The sequence below is a fragment of the Sinorhizobium meliloti genome (assembly GCF_017876815.1).
Classification (GTDB): Bacteria; Pseudomonadota; Alphaproteobacteria; order Rhizobiales; family Rhizobiaceae; genus Sinorhizobium; species Sinorhizobium meliloti.
The window spans coordinates 2,479,210-2,493,731 of the sequence record NZ_JAGIOS010000001.1; the positions used below are offsets into that span (position 1 = coordinate 2,479,210).

General features: G+C 62.1%; 15 protein-coding genes and 1 tRNA gene. 3 read left to right on the forward strand and 13 right to left on the reverse strand.

From position 1 onward, the window contains the following. Window positions 1–12: 12 nt before the first annotated feature. Entirely contained in the window at window positions 13–369 is a 357-nt protein-coding gene (locus JOH52_RS11735; RefSeq protein WP_003537549.1) for a hypothetical protein, read from the forward strand. 87 nt (window positions 370–456) lie between these two features. Here JOH52_RS11735 and JOH52_RS11740 read toward each other — a convergent pair whose 3' ends face one another. After that, window positions 457–1,245, reverse strand: coding sequence for an SIMPL domain-containing protein (locus JOH52_RS11740; protein WP_003537551.1), 789 nt, complete (start codon window positions 1,243–1,245; stop codon window positions 457–459). A 145-nt stretch (window positions 1,246–1,390) separates the two neighbouring features. On the opposite strand from JOH52_RS11740, the gene JOH52_RS11745 reads away from it, so the two are divergent. Continuing rightward, window positions 1,391–1,466, forward strand: a tRNA-Ile gene (locus tag JOH52_RS11745). Window positions 1,467–1,577: 111 nt separating this feature from the next. Here JOH52_RS11745 and JOH52_RS11750 read toward each other — a convergent pair. Next, on the reverse strand, window positions 1,578–1,997 hold the full coding sequence (locus JOH52_RS11750) for a hypothetical protein (RefSeq protein WP_107010519.1): 420 nt from the start codon (window positions 1,995–1,997) through the stop codon (window positions 1,578–1,580). Between the two features lie 293 nt (window positions 1,998–2,290). On the opposite strand from JOH52_RS11750, the gene JOH52_RS35900 reads away from it, so the two are divergent. Then, window positions 2,291–2,422, forward strand: coding sequence for a hypothetical protein (locus JOH52_RS35900; RefSeq protein WP_017271688.1), 132 nt, complete (start codon window positions 2,291–2,293; stop codon window positions 2,420–2,422). A 416-nt stretch (window positions 2,423–2,838) separates the two neighbouring features. On the opposite strand, the gene JOH52_RS11755 is transcribed toward JOH52_RS35900, so the two are convergent. Genes JOH52_RS11755 through JOH52_RS11805 form a run of 11 tightly spaced genes read right to left on the reverse strand, consistent with a single transcriptional unit; the run spans window position 2,839 to window position 14,522 of the window. Continuing rightward, window positions 2,839–3,069, reverse strand: a complete 231-nt coding sequence (locus tag JOH52_RS11755) for a hypothetical protein (RefSeq protein WP_017271689.1) — start codon at window positions 3,067–3,069, stop codon at window positions 2,839–2,841. Continuing rightward, the gene (locus JOH52_RS11760) at window positions 3,066–3,332 is read right to left on the reverse strand and encodes a hypothetical protein (protein WP_014529163.1); all 267 of its coding nucleotides are present in this window, start codon (window positions 3,330–3,332) and stop codon (window positions 3,066–3,068) included. The genes JOH52_RS11755 and JOH52_RS11760 overlap by 4 nt, the downstream gene beginning before the upstream one ends. 18 nt (window positions 3,333–3,350) lie before the next feature. Continuing rightward, window positions 3,351–4,919: a hypothetical protein gene (locus JOH52_RS11765; RefSeq protein WP_014529164.1), complete on the reverse strand. Its 1,569-nt coding sequence runs from the start codon at window positions 4,917–4,919 to the stop codon at window positions 3,351–3,353. Between the two features lie 10 nt (window positions 4,920–4,929). Next, on the reverse strand, window positions 4,930–5,427 hold the full coding sequence (locus JOH52_RS11770; protein WP_014529165.1) for a hypothetical protein: 498 nt from the start codon (window positions 5,425–5,427) through the stop codon (window positions 4,930–4,932). After that, window positions 5,427–6,581: a hypothetical protein gene (locus JOH52_RS11775; protein WP_014529166.1), complete on the reverse strand. Its 1,155-nt coding sequence runs from the start codon at window positions 6,579–6,581 to the stop codon at window positions 5,427–5,429. The genes JOH52_RS11770 and JOH52_RS11775 overlap by 1 nt, the downstream gene beginning before the upstream one ends. A 14-nt stretch (window positions 6,582–6,595) precedes the next feature. Next, the gene (locus JOH52_RS11780; RefSeq protein ID WP_014529167.1) at window positions 6,596–9,769 is read right to left on the reverse strand and encodes a TipJ family phage tail tip protein; all 3,174 of its coding nucleotides are present in this window, start codon (window positions 9,767–9,769) and stop codon (window positions 6,596–6,598) included. After that, window positions 9,766–10,503, reverse strand: coding sequence for a tail assembly protein (locus JOH52_RS11785; RefSeq protein ID WP_014529168.1), 738 nt, complete (start codon window positions 10,501–10,503; stop codon window positions 9,766–9,768). Before JOH52_RS11785 ends, JOH52_RS11780 begins: the two co-directional genes overlap by 4 nt. After that, complete coding sequence (locus JOH52_RS11790; protein ID WP_014529169.1) at window positions 10,500–11,261, reverse strand: NlpC/P60 family protein; 762 nt, start codon at window positions 11,259–11,261, stop codon at window positions 10,500–10,502. The genes JOH52_RS11785 and JOH52_RS11790 overlap by 4 nt, the downstream gene beginning before the upstream one ends. After that, window positions 11,258–11,953, reverse strand: a complete 696-nt coding sequence (locus JOH52_RS11795) for a phage minor tail protein L (protein ID WP_014529170.1) — start codon at window positions 11,951–11,953, stop codon at window positions 11,258–11,260. Before JOH52_RS11795 ends, JOH52_RS11790 begins: the two co-directional genes overlap by 4 nt. Further along, complete coding sequence (locus tag JOH52_RS11800) at window positions 11,950–12,333, reverse strand: phage tail protein (RefSeq protein ID WP_014529171.1); 384 nt, start codon at window positions 12,331–12,333, stop codon at window positions 11,950–11,952. Before JOH52_RS11800 ends, JOH52_RS11795 begins: the two co-directional genes overlap by 4 nt. Next, entirely contained in the window at window positions 12,333–14,522 is a 2,190-nt protein-coding gene (locus JOH52_RS11805; protein ID WP_014529172.1) for a hypothetical protein, read from the reverse strand. Before JOH52_RS11805 ends, JOH52_RS11800 begins: the two co-directional genes overlap by 1 nt.

A 14,522-nucleotide genomic window follows, 5' to 3' on the forward strand; every position in this document is an offset into this window, starting at 1 on the left:
CGGAGAAAAGCAATGAAAAAGTTCCTCGTTAACGCCGCCGTCGCTGCCGTGATCGGATTGACCGGTCTGGTTTCCACGGCCTCGGCTCAGTCGCTCACCCTGGAATTGGGTCCGGGCGGCGGCGTCCACTACCGCGACCACGACCGCCACGACGACTGGCGCGATCGCCGGCACTACGACCGCCGCGACCGTCGCGGTCGCTGTGCACCAGGCCTCGCGGTCGACAAGGCACGCGACCGTGGCCTTCGCCGCGCCTATGTTGCGGATGTGACGGGTCGCCGCGTCGTCGTCGAAGGCCGCCGTCACGGCCACCGCCAGGCGATCGTTTTCGCCAACGCCCGCGGATGCCCGATCATCGGCCGCTGGTAAATCCACGGATTTCCGTCCCGTCTCCCCCGGCCGACGGAAATGGAGCCCTCACGCCCTGGCGTGGGGGCTCTTTGCTTTGCGACCGCGTTACTGATTGACGGCGAAGGTCACGTTGACGGTGACGTTGTAAGCATTTTCGCCGGTCGCCATCGGAACCGAATCGGCGGCGGCAAATTCCTTGGCCATGCTGCGGACCACGGGGATCGGCTCGGGCCGGGAGGGCTGCTCCGCGATCTCGATCACGCGTCCGAGCGAGACCCCCGCCGCCTCGGCCAGAACCTTGGCCTTGTTGATGGCGTCAGCGACCGCGGCCTTGCGGGCTTCCGTGATCACGGCATCCGGCTTGTCGTTGGTGAACTCGATCCCGCCGCCCTGATTGACGCCGAGGGTGACGGACTTGTCGAGGATCTCGCCGAGCTGCCCCAGATCCCGCACGCGCACGCCGACGCCGTTGACGACCTGATAGCCCACCAGTTCCGGCGGCCGATTACCGCCGTCATTGTTCGGCGGATAGTGATACTGGGGATTGATCGAGAAGCCGCTCGTCTGCAGATCGCGCTCGGCGATCCCGGCCTGCTTCAATGCCGAGAGCACGTCTGCCATCGCCTTGTTGTTGGCATCGAGCGCTTCGCGCGCGGTCTTGGCGTCCTTGACGACGCTGAGCTGCAGGATCGCCATGTCCGGAGCGGTCGTCGAGCGGCCCTCGCCGGAGACCTTGATCACCGCCTGACGGCCCCTGACGCCGTCCGGACGCCCCTTGCCATCCCCCTTGCCGGCGGTGCTCTCCTGCGCCGCCGCTGCGGCTGCAAAGGCGCCGGCAAAGGCGGCTGCGACTGCGGCGACATGAACGGTACGGGCAATGCGTGTAGAAAACATGGACGTTTCTCTCCGGTTGTTTATCCTCGATTCCATGCTTACCGATTGTGTAGCTATTGCGGCAATGGCTTGTCGGCAAAAAGGTTTTACGCTAGAGCCTGCACAGCGGACTGCCATTGGTCCGCAACCGCCGGCGACGACGGCAGGGCCTGTAGCTCAATGGTTAGAGCCGGCGGCTCATAACCGCTTGGTTGGGGGTTCGAGTCCCTCCGGGCCCACCAATTTCTTTTGTTTTCAAAGGGTTACGGGGTGGTTTTCTATAGAAGACTAGAAAACTTTGGAAAACTAGAAAACCGAACCACCGGCCCGCCACATGAAACGGCGGGCTTTTTCTATTTCCTCGGCCCGAGCGGGCCGGTTCCGGTATGGCCGTGATAGAACGCCGGAGCAGGAAAGATCTCGTATTCGGCGGTCAATCGCTCGGCCAGCCGCTTTGAGATATCGCGCTTCACGGCATCCCGCCGCGTCGCATCGATCCCGACGAGCACGACGAAATCCTCGACCGGGATATCCCAAATCACTGTCGCCAGAAGTTCCTCGACCACCGCATCGCCGACCGGCTCGCCCTGCCGCCGGAAACCGATCTGCCGCCGGAGCGATTGAACGATGTCGCGGGCAAAGAGCGTGGCGCTATACGGATCGCGGCGGCGGCGTTGGCCTTTGGCGGCGAGACCGTTCAGCACCGGAGGACCGACCATCGCGAAACGGATGAAGATCGCGCTTTCGACATCGTATGAAAATGGCTCGTTCATGCCTCGGCTCTAGCAGCGGGAAGAGGTGAGAGCAATTTAGCGCGGCAGAAAGGGGCTATAGCGGCGCACACGCGCGAAATCTCGGGTTCGGTGGCGTGGTAGTAGCCGGGAAGCCCTTAAAACGCGCTGCGCGCGCCCTTACGAAAATCCGAGCCTGATCCTGGTCGGCAAACAAAGGATTGCGATATCCCCCCGGCTTCCGCCCCTGACGCGAATCCTTTTCTTTTGATCTCGCATGGAACACTTTCCGAGCTTGCGCGATATCATCCCGCAATGGAGCGGGATGATTCTGCATGAATAGAACAGCACTGGTGACAGTCGTGACGGCGGCGGTGGCGCTTACGGGCGCGGCGGTTGCCCTGTTGCTGATGAGCCACGTCCATGAGCACGAGGCACAGCCGCCGGCATTATCCACTCGGTTCTAAATACCCCGCCGAAAGCAGATAGACCGCGCCTTCACTATCGTTCACCAGCAGCTTCACTTTCCGTCATCGCGTCAGCGAAGTCGGGCCGGTAGCCGTCACTGCCGATCTCGTTTTCTATTGTTCGGGGAAAAAACCGCCGCCGGGAGGGAACAACCCTTTTTCCCCCTGGGCGGCGATTGACGAGGGTGTTGCACATGAAACGAAGAGTTTACGGACAAGCCGCATCCGCCCTTTCATTCCTCGCTTGGGGGAGTTGATAATAATACTTTTGAAAAAACAAGTGGCCAAAAGTCCTATGATATAAACCTGAAAACCCGTCAGATTTTACGGTCCTGTTTCCGGCTTCACCTTCAATTTCGATGGGTTAATTGAACCGTCAATCAACTCTTCCTCGGCAACGTTTCACGAAACCGTGATCACAAGGGCGGCGCGCGGGTTTCCGGTGGTGCAGTCGGATTGGAAAAACAGATCGAGAAGAGCTGTCCGTAACGTTGCTGCTGGCGATTGCGCTCATGTTCCAGGCTATAGGCCCCGATCAGCAGAAAGAGGGCAGTCAGCAGCACCACCGCGAGGCAAGATGGATTGCTTTTCATCGCGTCGGCCAAGTTTGCCACGGTCTTCTGAATTTCTTCCGGGACGTTGCTCATGGTTCGACCGGAAGCGGTTCGGGCATCGGCGGCGGCGGTTCCAGCGTGATCTCGCCAGCCGCCAGAGCGCGCTGGTATTCGGTCCGCCAGCGGTCGCTATCGCCGTAGTGGTCATCCGCCGTCAAGGTAAAGGGCACCATCGCCGTTTGGCCGGTATAAACCACGATCAGCTCGATATAGCTGCCGTAGTCATAAGCCTTGACGACCTGCCCCGGCGGTGGCGGCGGCGGCGGCTCTGGTAGTATTTCGGGTTCGTCAGTCATTTTCCTTGTCCCTGAAGATCACGCGGCACGTTGAAGGAGATAGATATGTTCGCCTTCATCCGTTTTTCCCCGAGCGCGCCATGTGCCAGCAAGCGCGGCTCCCGCGCCCGACATGCCAGTTTCTATAAATCTTTGGCTGTTCACGGTGTCGATGCAGACGATGACCGTGGAATTTCGGGCTTTTACGCCAGTGCAATGCGTTGCGACCATCGATCCAATCGGGAAACTGGTGTTCGTTGTGCTTGTGCCGGTATAGACCTCGGCACCGACAAGCCCATCCAACACCGCCGCAACCTGAGCCGGTGTTGATGGCCGGATGTAATTGTTACTGACGGTATCGACCTGCGTCATGATGAAGCCGATTGTCGAGTTCGTGGGATCGTATTCCGACCTGAACAAGCGCGCGTGGATGTCGCCCATGGCATCGCGTTGGGCAACCGAGTTCCCGGTGGATGTCATCGAGGCGGCAGGATAATTCGCAGCGGTGAGAACGTCGGCAGTTGTCGTCCCGTTATAGAAGACCAGTTCGCCGGTCGCCCGGATGGCGATATAGCCAATTGCTGCCCCGAGAGTGTCACGCGCATAGATGACGAGGCCGTAGTTCGCGTCCCAATACATATCGAGGCGGCGCTGCCCGTCCGCTTCCGTCATGCGGAAAACTTGCGTTGTCGGCTGGTTCGTCAACTGGCGGAAATTGAGCGTCGTATTCGATAGTTCAAGCTGCGCATCGATAGTGCCCGTATCGTCAAAGGACTGGACGTAAGCAACGCCGCCGCCCGCCGTCGTCTTCGCCTGGAACAGCCCGCGCCGGACGCCGTTGAATCCGGCTGAAACTTGGAAGCTGAGTGCATCCATGTAACTTCCGACAGAAAGCACGCCGGTCGGATAGAATTTGGCGCGCGTCGTGCCGGTCGAAGTCCCGTAGGTGCCGCCGCTGGTGATCGTCAGCGCCTGATCGGTATCCCATGCGACAAGCGCCCAGCTGAGGCTGGTGCTGGTCAGGAACAGCCGCCCTGAATGCGCATCCGATTGCCCGATCTGCAAGCCCATGACCGCCGAAGGCGGATCGATGACCAGCCCGCCGGAAAGCTCGAATGCCCCGGACGTGTTCATGTTCAGATATTCGGTGAAGACGCCGGAGACCCATTTGCCGAACCGCAGCGCCGCGTTGTTGTTGCCGATCAGTGCCGCGCCGTTGCCGTCGTTGCCGAGCATCAGGCCATGGGTGGCGCTGTTCTGCTTGTTGATGGCAAAGACCGCGTTGCCTTCCTCGCCTACAGTCGTGCGGGCATCCTGTACGGCGATCAAACCGGTTCCGACGCCAGCGCTCGTGCCGGTAAAGGTCATCGGCGACGAGACCGTGATCGAGCCGCCGAGCGAACCGGTCAAGGATTGCCAGGCGGTATTGGCGCTGTTGCGGACCTGCAGCACGCCGCTGCTGCTGTTGAACCAGAGTTGACCGGCAGCTTTTACGGTCGGTTCCGCCGCGCCGGATGACGACGAGAACAACGCCGCCAGCGCCGCATTGATGTCGTTGCGGAAAGCCAGTCCGGCAGCGTCGGCAATGATCTGGTCGTGTTGCGCCATGGCATTTCCCCTAGTGAAGCCGTTTCCGGCTTCCGGACGCCGCCGCCATCCACATCTGATCGGTCTCCTCCGGCGTCATGCCGAGCATCTCGCCGACTTCGATGACGAATGGCTGCAGGCGTTCGAAAAACGTTGCGTATTCCCACTCGATTGCGATGGACTCCTTCTCCGGGCCATCAGGAAGGGCGGCGATGGCGTCGGTCACCTCTTGCGGGCTATGGCCCGCGCCGACCAGCCCTTGCCGATATTGCGCCGCCGAAAGCGACGGCATCGCCTCGCGCTGTTCTTCCGGCGTTGGCGGCACATAGGGATCGATTGGAAAATCCGGGTTAGCTGCCAGCCATTCACGGACCTGCGGATTGACGCCATAAGGGTCGTCGGGACGCGAACAAAAATCCGTGTCGTAAGTGATCCCGTCGACTTCGGTGATGTTGCAGCGAACGACGTAAACTTGCGGCTCGGCTGTGGCCGTGACTTTGGAGATCGAGTTCAAGATCGGCGGTGCCATTATGCCGTCCTTTCAAAAACGCCAAACCTGTCGCCGCTTGCGGTGAAGCCGCCGCGCGAGCGCCAGGTTCCGGCCAACGGGGTTGTTGTGCCGACAACGTAACCAGTGGTTCCCGATAGCGAGATGGTTTGTGCGCTGTTGTTGTCGTAGCGCGCGGAACCAAGGGCCACGAAAATCGTGTGCCCCAATGGCAAGACCGTATCGCTGGCACCCGTTCCGGCGTAGACCTCCGCCGCCGTGAAACCGAGCGCATGCGCGTGCGTGTCAGCGCCGACAGAGTTCGTTGATGAATTGGTAATGTTCCCCGGCGTGCCGACATTCAATGTGACGTTGGCGGAAAGCGCACCGCCGCCGGTCAAGCCGTTCCCGGCGATCACCTGCGTCGTCGGCGACACGATGGCGGCGGCCGTCGTCATGATTTCGGAGCCGAACAGAAAACCCTTGTTCGTATCGGCTTCCAGCGTCAGCGGGTGTGGCGTTTCATATGCGCCGTTGCCGTCACGATCCACCAGCACATACCAGTTCTGCGCATCGACATGCATCCAGAAGTCATAGGCGCTTGCGGTCGTGTCGGTCATTTTGATGCTCGGCGCGGCGCCTGCAACCTCGATCCCGCCACCCGCACCGCCGATGATCACCTGCTGCGTCCCGGCGAAGGTGAAAATCCCCGCCGACGTCATGTTCAGGTATTCGGTGAAGACGCCGGAGACCCATTTGCCGAACCGCAGCGCCGCGTTGTTGTTGCCGATCAGTGCCGCGCCGTTGCCGTCGTTGCCGACCATCAGGCCATGGGTGGCGCTGTTCTGCTTGTTGATGGCGAAGACCGCGTTACCTTCCGCGCCTACAGTCACAACGCTATCGCGCACCGCGATCAGACCGGTTCCGACGCCAGCACTCGTGCCGGTGAACGAAAGCGGCGAAGTCAGCGTGATCGAGCCGCCGAGCTGGCTGGCAACGCCGACCCATGCGGTATTGGCGGCATTGCGCAACGACAGCAGTCCGCTTGACGTGTTGAACCACAGCTGACCGGCAACCTTCGTTAGAGGTTCGACGGTGCCGGAAGATGACGAAACGAGCGCCGCCAGCGCTGCGTTGATGTCGGTGCGCACGGAGAGACCGGGAGCATTGTCGACCACCATGTCGTGCTGCGCCATGTCTTAATCCTTTCCTAGTAGCCTGCGGCGATCCAGTCGAAGGTGCGCGCTGCGGTGATGATCGCTCCCGTCGAGTTTTTCAGTTCCAGATCGAAACCGGTGTTGCTCTTGTTCGAGATGACAAAGAAATCGCCGAGCGCAGCGTTCTGGATGGCAATCGAAACCGCCGGAACGTATTTGAACTTCACCAGAAAATTGATCCGCTGCTTCGCCGGTTGCCAAACGGTATCGGCACCTGATTCCTGCTTGGCGGTGACGTCGGCGATGATGCAGAGTTGTTCGATGGCGACGTTCTGGTCGGGTGGTGCATCCATCAATGCCCGGAACTGGAAACCGCGAGCGACATATTCACCAGCGATGAATTGCGTCCAGGCGCTCCAAACCGAGGTGCCCAACGCCGGATCGCCATCGGTCTGGCGGACCTGCACCGTAACCATGCCTTCGCCGTCGTCGATCGCCGAATCCCAGCTCTGCCAGTCGTCGACGAGGCCGGGACGTGCATCGATGAAGACGTCGCCTTCGTAATAGGGAAAGGCCAGCATATCGACCGAGAGAACGACCGGGAAGACGCCACCCATGTCGATCTGATTCTTGAAGGTATATGTGCCGAGACCGGCTTGTTCGTCGGTGATGATCAGCCATTCCTGCGGCAGCTGGACCTTACAATTGACCTTGGTTCCAAGCCATGCTGGCTGTTCGCAAATCCGCACGAACGATTGTGTCGCGCCGACGATGTTCGTTATGACGGCGACGGCAGTGGCCGAGTACGTACCACCGGCATCGCGGGCCTTGAGCATGTAGGTTCCACGCCGATAAGGCAGTTCGACGGTGGTGGCAGTGCCCGGTATCGATGTCAGCACCGTGCCCGCTGACGCCCATGTCGCGCCAGCCGTCTGCGGCGAATAGCGCATCTCGTAGGAACCGCCGATGATCATGTCGATCTCGGTGGCCGGAGCCCACTGGAACATCGCCACGTTCTCGACGAGCTGGATGCGGAAGTTCACCGGATCGGCTGGCGGCGCGACCTTGCCGACGACGGTGTAGCGGATTTTCGTCGTCACGCCGCGACGACCGATGACGTTCAACGGCGTGATCCAGATATCGTAATCGCCTTCCTCGACCTCGACATCGTGCGCCGTCTGGTCGACCCGCACCCGTATCCAGTTGCCGTTGACCGGGCGATAGGCGAGATCGAATACCGGTGCCAGCGATTGCCACGAGATCAGCATGCGGACGCCGAGCGAGATAGGCGACAGCACCACCAGATAATCCTTGGCGTTGAGCCCTTTGACCGGCGGGATGATGCCGATATTGGAGATGTCCGGCTGCGACAGCGGTTTGTCGCGTTCGATGTAGTCCCATTTGCCGGGAAGGTGCCGCTGCGCTACGACCTCGTAACGGTCCGTGTCAGTCTGCCGCGCGGTGAGCACCCGCCACAGCGTTGGCTGCAGGTCGGAGGAGGCCAGTACCCAGACCGTGTCTTTCAGCGGCGCCTGGGCGAAGGCGGCAACGGTCAACTTCGTATGCGAGCCGCCGCCGGTCGATACCTTCCGGGTGACGACCGCGCCGTCCGGCAGGATGCAGGAAAGATAATAGGTCTGGCCGACAATCAGCGTCACGGCGGCATCGAGCGTGATCGCCGTTGTCGTCGCCGAGACGATCCTGCCGCCCCGGCGCTCGCCGCCGACATTGACATCGGCGATCTGGATGATGTCGCCAGGCCGCGCCCATGCCGCTTCAAGCCCCGGCACGAAGTCGACCGTCTGGCCCTCATAGACGTCGGTATAGATCGCCCATTCGCCGACGCGCTGCGCCTGTCCTTCCGACGTGCAGCCGATGGCGATGATCTCGTCGCGCTTGATGCCGAATTTCGCGATGCCGGTCTGGTCCTCGACCAGCGCCCGTCGCGGCTCGCCGAGATTGGTCGGATCGTTCCAGCGCACCAGGTATTGGGTCTTGCGGGCGAAGATATCGGCGTCGTGGTAGGAGAACGCGCCGTCGAGCACGTTGGCGTTGGTGTACTGCGCCACCGGATCGGACGGCTTGTCGGCCATGCCGACCATCTGGCCTCCAGCCCAATACATCCCGCCGCGAAACACCGAGGCGACCGCCGCCAGCAAATCGAAAGCCTCCTGCTGCGACGAGATCACGCCGTTGAACGTCCAGCGCGGTTCCTGTCCGCCGCGCCCGTTCGGCACCAACGCGTCGCACCATTGGCCGATGCTGTAGAGCCCCCATTTGTCGATGTCGTTGATCGAGACGAAATCGCCGAGGCCATAGCGGTTCTGCGTCACCAGATCGTAAAGCACCCACGCCGGATTATCCGTCCACGCCTGCTTGAACGTGCCGCTCCAGGCGCCGGTATAGACGCGGGTGATCGGATCATAGTTGACCGGCACCGAGACGATCAGCCCGCCGCAATCGACGACGCGCTTCGGGATCGTCTGGAACTGCTCGGCATCGATGGTGTAGCCGATCACTGCCGAGAGCGTGTAATTGATCTTCTGGTCGATGATCTCGGTGAAGCTGTCCCAATATAGATCGTTCTGCAGGTTGTTCTTCGTCAAGTCGGCGGTGACGCGCTCGACGCGGATGTCCCACGGCGGATCGCCGGTCAGCGGAAATGCCAGCGCCCGCTGATAGCGGGTGTTCGTCTTGCCGCTGATCGTATGTTCCGTCACCAGCGCAAAGCCGCCGCCGTTCGATTGCAGATAGACGCGGAAAACGACGGACGTTCCCTTGATGTCGCCGGTCGTGGTGTTCTGCACCTGCAGCGACGGCACCGAGACGGTGACCCGGCAGCGGTTGACGTCGCCGTTCAGGATCGTCCTGGTGATCGGCGTGCCCTTCTTGATCTGCAGCGACACCGCGACTTCGCCCTGCTGCTGCGCGAAACCCGGCAGCACCGGCTGATCCGGCCAGCCGGAGTTCCCGGCAATCGTCCAGTTTTCGAAGTTCGGCGTGCCGTCGTCGCCAAGCACCGGCACGCCATCGAAGTAGACCGACTTTGCGCCATCCCACGGTCCGACGATTGGTCCTTCCGACAGGAGATCGATGATCCGGGCGATCTGCCTCGATTTCAGCGAGTTCGGCGCTTCGGACCCGCCGCCGCCGCCGCGTCCGCGCTTGCCGCCGCCGCCACCGCGACCGGCAATCACAAAAGGATGATGCGGCGACTGGTTCATCATGCATTCTCCGGCCACCAGCGCGGGCTTCGACCGCGCGGATAGGTTGCCTCCGGTTCAGCGGGCGGTTCCTGCACCAGCGCAGCGCGTGCCATCGCCGGATCGTCGAAGCTCATGTCCAGAAGACCGGCGGCTGCTGCCATCTGGTTCCAGACCCATGAATTGCCGGTCTCGGTCGTGACGTCGTCGGCGACCTCAAGTCCAGCTGAGATGACCACCGAGCCGACGAAGCAGCGGCCATAGATCAGCGGCACCGCCACGCCCTGCTCGGTGACGTTCTCCGGCCCGGAGAAGATGTAGTTTTCGCTCTTGTTGCCATCGTCGCCGGTCGGTCGCTTTGGCTTCGGCGACAGTAAGAGCGATGCCCCGAGCAGCAGACCGACGGTGATGCCGCCAGCAATGACGGTCGCCGCGACTCCGGTGATCGCGCCGCCGGAGATCGCCGTGATGCCCGCCGCGATCCACGACACCGGGTCGATCCGCCCTTCGATGACCGGGCAGATATCGATCTCCTTGGCGACCGGCGCGTTCGCCACGTCAGGACAGTTCTTCTCGTCGCGCCAGTCGCCGTCGCAAATCAGCGCGTAATTCTTGACAGCGAGGAAGTCGCGGCGGAAACCGGGATAGTTGGCCTCAAGCGCGGCAATCGCCTCGCGCGGCGAGTTGATGGCGAACTGATGCTCCGGCCCGTATCGTTCGGCCAGGACGCCGTGCAGCCGGACGTCGATCATCGTCATGGCTCACTCCATGGCGAATAGCTGGCCGGAAGTTCGATGGGTGTTTCCTGAAGCGTCTCGTGCCGGAGATGCAGCACCGTCGCTTTCATGTAGACGCCGCCATAAACCTCCCGCACCGACAGCCGACCGAGCATCTGGTGGAGCATGACGTTCGGGGAAAGGAACAGCCCGAGGTGATTGACGACGTTCGACGGCCAGATTTGCATGGCGATGACGTCGCAATGCTGCCAATCGTCCTCGACCTCGTGGAATCCGGCGTCCTTGAACTGGGTGGTGATGATGTCCTCGCCGTGCTCCCACCACAGCCACTTGCGTTCGAAATCCGGAATCTCGATCCCGGCATAGTCCTTGATGGCGTCGCGGATCAGCCCGAAGCAATCATGCGTTCCCCACGCCCATTTGCGACCGATCAGCGGCGCCCGCCAGCCAGAGGGCTCGAGGACGGCATGAGAACCAAGTGGCCACGAGACGATCAGCCAGGGCTTGCCGGTCGCCTCGCACATCGCCCTGTCGGCGTCGGATGCGACCGGCGGGCCATAGACGTGACTGTGAACGATGGCGTCGATCCGGTGCTCCTTCGCCAGCGCCACGTATTCCTTCATGTCCATGACGAAGGTATCGAACTGTGTCGCCCGGTTGGTGACCGGATAGAACCGGTCCTCGGCGATGACGCCGCAGGATTCGAGCGGCTGGCATGCCTCGGCATGGGCGAGAGCGGCGGCAAGAGCGGTGTCGGACGGTTCGAACATGTCGTTCATTGCCGCACCAGCAACGACGCCGGAAACGCCGAGGTCCTTAGTACACTCTTGCCGAACCGCGCCTTGCAGGCGTCAAGCGTCTTGCGGCAGCGGTCGAGATTGGGATCGGTGGTCGGATTGCCGTTGATGTCCTCGACCGGTGGTCCGGCATAGGAGCATTCGGCGGATCGATAGGCCCACTGGCAGATACCGGCGATCACCTGTCGACGCGGCAGCATGACGCCATGCACGTCGAACTTCACCGCCAGTTCGATCTCGACGAAGATCGGGTTCTCGTTGACCTTGCGGGCGACATAGAAGGTTTCGTCCGGGAATGCGGTCGCCGGATTGGCGTAGGGATTGCCATCGGGAAAGTTGGCCGCGTCGAGATATTTGCCGAGCGTCCGCTTGCGGATCACCTTGGCCTTGAGGCCGTCGCCGATAGACCTCAGATAATTGCCAAGCACGCCGCCGATGTTGGCCGCCGTCAAGGTTGGCCGCGGCAATTTCCCGGTCGCAGTGATCTCGAAACCGTCCACCATGATCGGGATCGGATTGTAGGTCTGGCCCTGCCAGATCACCGCGCCACTGGTGATGGTCGTGCCCGGATGCCAGCGCAGCACCCCGCCGCCGATGGCGATGGCGTCGAAGACGAACATCTCGACCATCTCCATCGCGCCAAGCTGTGTGACATCGGAGCGGACCGTCGTCATGCGGTCACCCCGAAAGCCTGGACGAATTCCGCCGAGAGCGTGCCGCGCAATTCGGTGCGGTTGCCGCTGGCGGCGAATTTGGCGCGCAGCCAGTCGACCGTCCATTCGTCGCAATTGACCTGATAGTATTTTCCCGACGACGGGTCGTAATAGGAAAACGAATTGCCGCGCTGCGCTTCGAGATAGGCAAGCATGTCGGCAATGACGTCGTCGGTCTTCATCTCGAAACGCAGCTGCCAACGACGCCGCTGGAAATTGATGCCGTCGAGCGTGCGCTGGGCATAACCGTCGCCGAACTGCGCGACGCGCAGGCGAAAACCGTCCGCCATCTGCGCAGGAAGCGCCGGACACCAGTCCCTGTCGGTGCCATCGAACGCCATCACGCCACCTGCCTCAAGATGCCACCGGGTTTCGATTCCTTGACGAGGATTGCCTGCACCGCCTTCTCGATCTGCAGCCCGAGCCGCTTGCGGTCCTCGGTGGTCGCCGTCACCTGTCCGCGCGGCATGTCGATATTGATATCGCCGATGTTGTTGTTGATCGTTTCGCCACCGGCTGTCGGGCTGATACCGCGTCCGGCGATGTTGGCAAGACCGCCGAGCCCGGTGGCGGCAGTATCGAGGCCGTAGGGGATGGTGCCACCGCCGCCCGCTGCAGCGTTCAGTCCCGCCGGAGCCGTGGCCGAAGCGCCGGGAAAGAGGCCACTGAACAGCGGTCCCATCACGAACTTCTGCAGCGCCATCTTGGCCAGATCCGCGAGGATGCCCGCCAGCACGTCACGGAAGTCCTCGCCCGCAATGGCCGCATCCACGAAGCCCATCACGGCATCCTCGGCCCATGCCGAGAATTCGCTGTTCATATCGACGGCGGTCTCGGACATCGCCGATAGATTGTCATTCGCCGCCGTCGCCGAACTCACCAGTTCGTCGGTGCCCGCCGAGGCGGTTTTCATCGAGGTGGTGATCGTCTTGCTGGCCGCTTGCGTCGCCGCCGCCGCGCTCTCCACCTGCTTTTCATATTCCTTCCAGCGGAACAGGATCTGGTCCATCTGCGCCGTCAGACCGGTGCCGATATTGCTGTTGGCGGCGCGTGGCGCGGCGCGACCGGAAAGGCCGGAGTAGGGGTTCTGATATAAAGCGCCTGCGGCCCGCAGACCGATGCCTCCGCCTGCGAACGGCATCGGCACCGATTGCCGCTGCGGTTGTGGCACCATGCCGCCGATGGCAGCGCCAGACCCTGCAGCGCGGATCGCCCGCATCCTTTCTTCGAACCAGTCGGCAAACGCCAAAAGCGCCGATTTGACCTTGGCTATCCCGGCGTTGACCGCGCCGACCGCCGCGTCCCACACGGCGTTCCAGCCGGTGATTGCCGCCTGGACGAGTTGATCGAACATTGCCTTGAACGCGGCGAGCACTTCGGTGGCAGCTTTGCTGATCAGCTGCGGCAGGTTGCGCACGACCTCCGCCGCCGCATTGACGTGGTTGGCCATCGCGCTGACCATCGCCGGCAGAGCGTTCGTTGCCTCCTGAAAGGCCTGACCGATGCCGGTCAGTTCCAGCCACGCGTTCCAGAGATTACCGGCAGCGGTCGTCAGCTTTTCCCACGACGCGGCCATGGTTGAATTCCATTTATCGGTGGCCGCCGCCTGCTTCTGGTACTTGCTGATCTCTTCGGTAAGCTTGCCGACATCGATCGTCGCGCCATCGAGGGCGGTATGGATCTGCGCCAGCGTTTCGACCGAGGCACTCGGAAACAGCTTTTCCAGCACCGCCTTCTGCTGCAACGCATCGAGTTGCTTGTAGGAGCCTTGTATAGAGGAGAGGAAGTTCGCCACCGATTGCGCATTGGCCGGGTCGAGCGCCGCCAGGTCACCGCCGAGCGTCTTGACGATGGCGGCGAGCTGGCGGGCCGGTTCGCCGCCTTCGCGGAGGGTGACGTTCAGTTCGCCCATCGCCTGGGCCATGTCGGTTGCGGCTTCCTCGGACAGGCCCAACGCCTTGCCGAGACCCTCGAAGGCACGCAGCTGGCTGACTTCGAGACCAGCGGAAAAGGCATCGCGAATAGCCTTGGCGCTCGCTGCCGCCGCGCCGGAAATCTTGTCGAACAGCTTCTGGAACTGCTGATAGATGGTATAGCCGAGCGCGATGATCGCACCGATGGCGGTCAGTTTCAGGCCGGTCATGATTGCCGTGCCCAATAGCCGTCCGGCGGCGAGACCGGCTCGCGCCAGACCGGTGAAGGCCTGCGAAAACCCGCTGGCGAGCGTGCGGCCCATGGTCGACATCACCCGACCGAGCCGCTGCATCCGCGTCTCGACTATTGCGGTCGAACGCGAGGCGACGAGTGCCGCGTCGCCGATGGCCTCTATGCCTTTCGCGTCGGCGGGCGTCGGCAGCGCCGCCTTGACGCCTGCGAGCGAATCGCCCCACAGCGACGCCTGCTTGGCCGCGACGCTGGTGGTGTCCTCCGCCGCCTTGCCGACTGCCTCGATGTCCTTTTCGAGATCCTTGATGCCCTTTTGCGCGTCGGATGTGTCGGCGACGACATTGATTTCAAGCTTGTTCGCCAT

Excerpts from the sequence above, each read along its gene's own strand:
- JOH52_RS11760 (WP_014529163.1), bottom strand. The coding sequence starts at position 3,332 with ATGACTGACGAACCCGAAATACTACCAGAGCCGCCGCCGCCGCCACCG.
- JOH52_RS11785 (WP_014529168.1), bottom strand. The coding sequence starts at position 10,503 with ATGACGATGATCGACGTCCGGCTGCACGGCGTCCTGGCCGAACGATAC.
- JOH52_RS11765 (WP_014529164.1), bottom strand. The coding sequence starts at position 4,919 with ATGGCGCAACACGACCAGATCATTGCCGACGCTGCCGGACTGGCTTTC.
- JOH52_RS11795 (WP_014529170.1), bottom strand. The coding sequence starts at position 11,953 with ATGACGACGGTCCGCTCCGATGTCACACAGCTTGGCGCGATGGAGATG.
- JOH52_RS11780 (WP_014529167.1), bottom strand. The coding sequence starts at position 9,769 with ATGATGAACCAGTCGCCGCATCATCCTTTTGTGATTGCCGGTCGCGGT.
- JOH52_RS11775 (WP_014529166.1), bottom strand. The coding sequence starts at position 6,581 with ATGGCGCAGCACGACATGGTGGTCGACAATGCTCCCGGTCTCTCCGTG.
- JOH52_RS11755 (WP_017271689.1), bottom strand. The coding sequence starts at position 3,069 with ATGAGCAACGTCCCGGAAGAAATTCAGAAGACCGTGGCAAACTTGGCC.
- JOH52_RS11790 (WP_014529169.1), bottom strand. The coding sequence starts at position 11,261 with ATGAACGACATGTTCGAACCGTCCGACACCGCTCTTGCCGCCGCTCTC.
- JOH52_RS11735 (WP_003537549.1), top strand. The coding sequence starts at position 13 with ATGAAAAAGTTCCTCGTTAACGCCGCCGTCGCTGCCGTGATCGGATTG.
- JOH52_RS35900 (WP_017271688.1), top strand. The coding sequence starts at position 2,291 with ATGAATAGAACAGCACTGGTGACAGTCGTGACGGCGGCGGTGGCGCTT.
- JOH52_RS11750 (WP_107010519.1), bottom strand. The coding sequence starts at position 1,997 with ATGAACGAGCCATTTTCATACGATGTCGAAAGCGCGATCTTCATCCGT.
- JOH52_RS11740 (WP_003537551.1), bottom strand. The coding sequence starts at position 1,245 with ATGTTTTCTACACGCATTGCCCGTACCGTTCATGTCGCCGCAGTCGCA.
- JOH52_RS11805 (WP_014529172.1), bottom strand. The coding sequence starts at position 14,522 with ATGGCGAACAAGCTTGAAATCAATGTCGTCGCCGACACATCCGACGCG.
- JOH52_RS11800 (WP_014529171.1), bottom strand. The coding sequence starts at position 12,333 with ATGGCGTTCGATGGCACCGACAGGGACTGGTGTCCGGCGCTTCCTGCG.
- JOH52_RS11770 (WP_014529165.1), bottom strand. The coding sequence starts at position 5,427 with ATGGCACCGCCGATCTTGAACTCGATCTCCAAAGTCACGGCCACAGCC.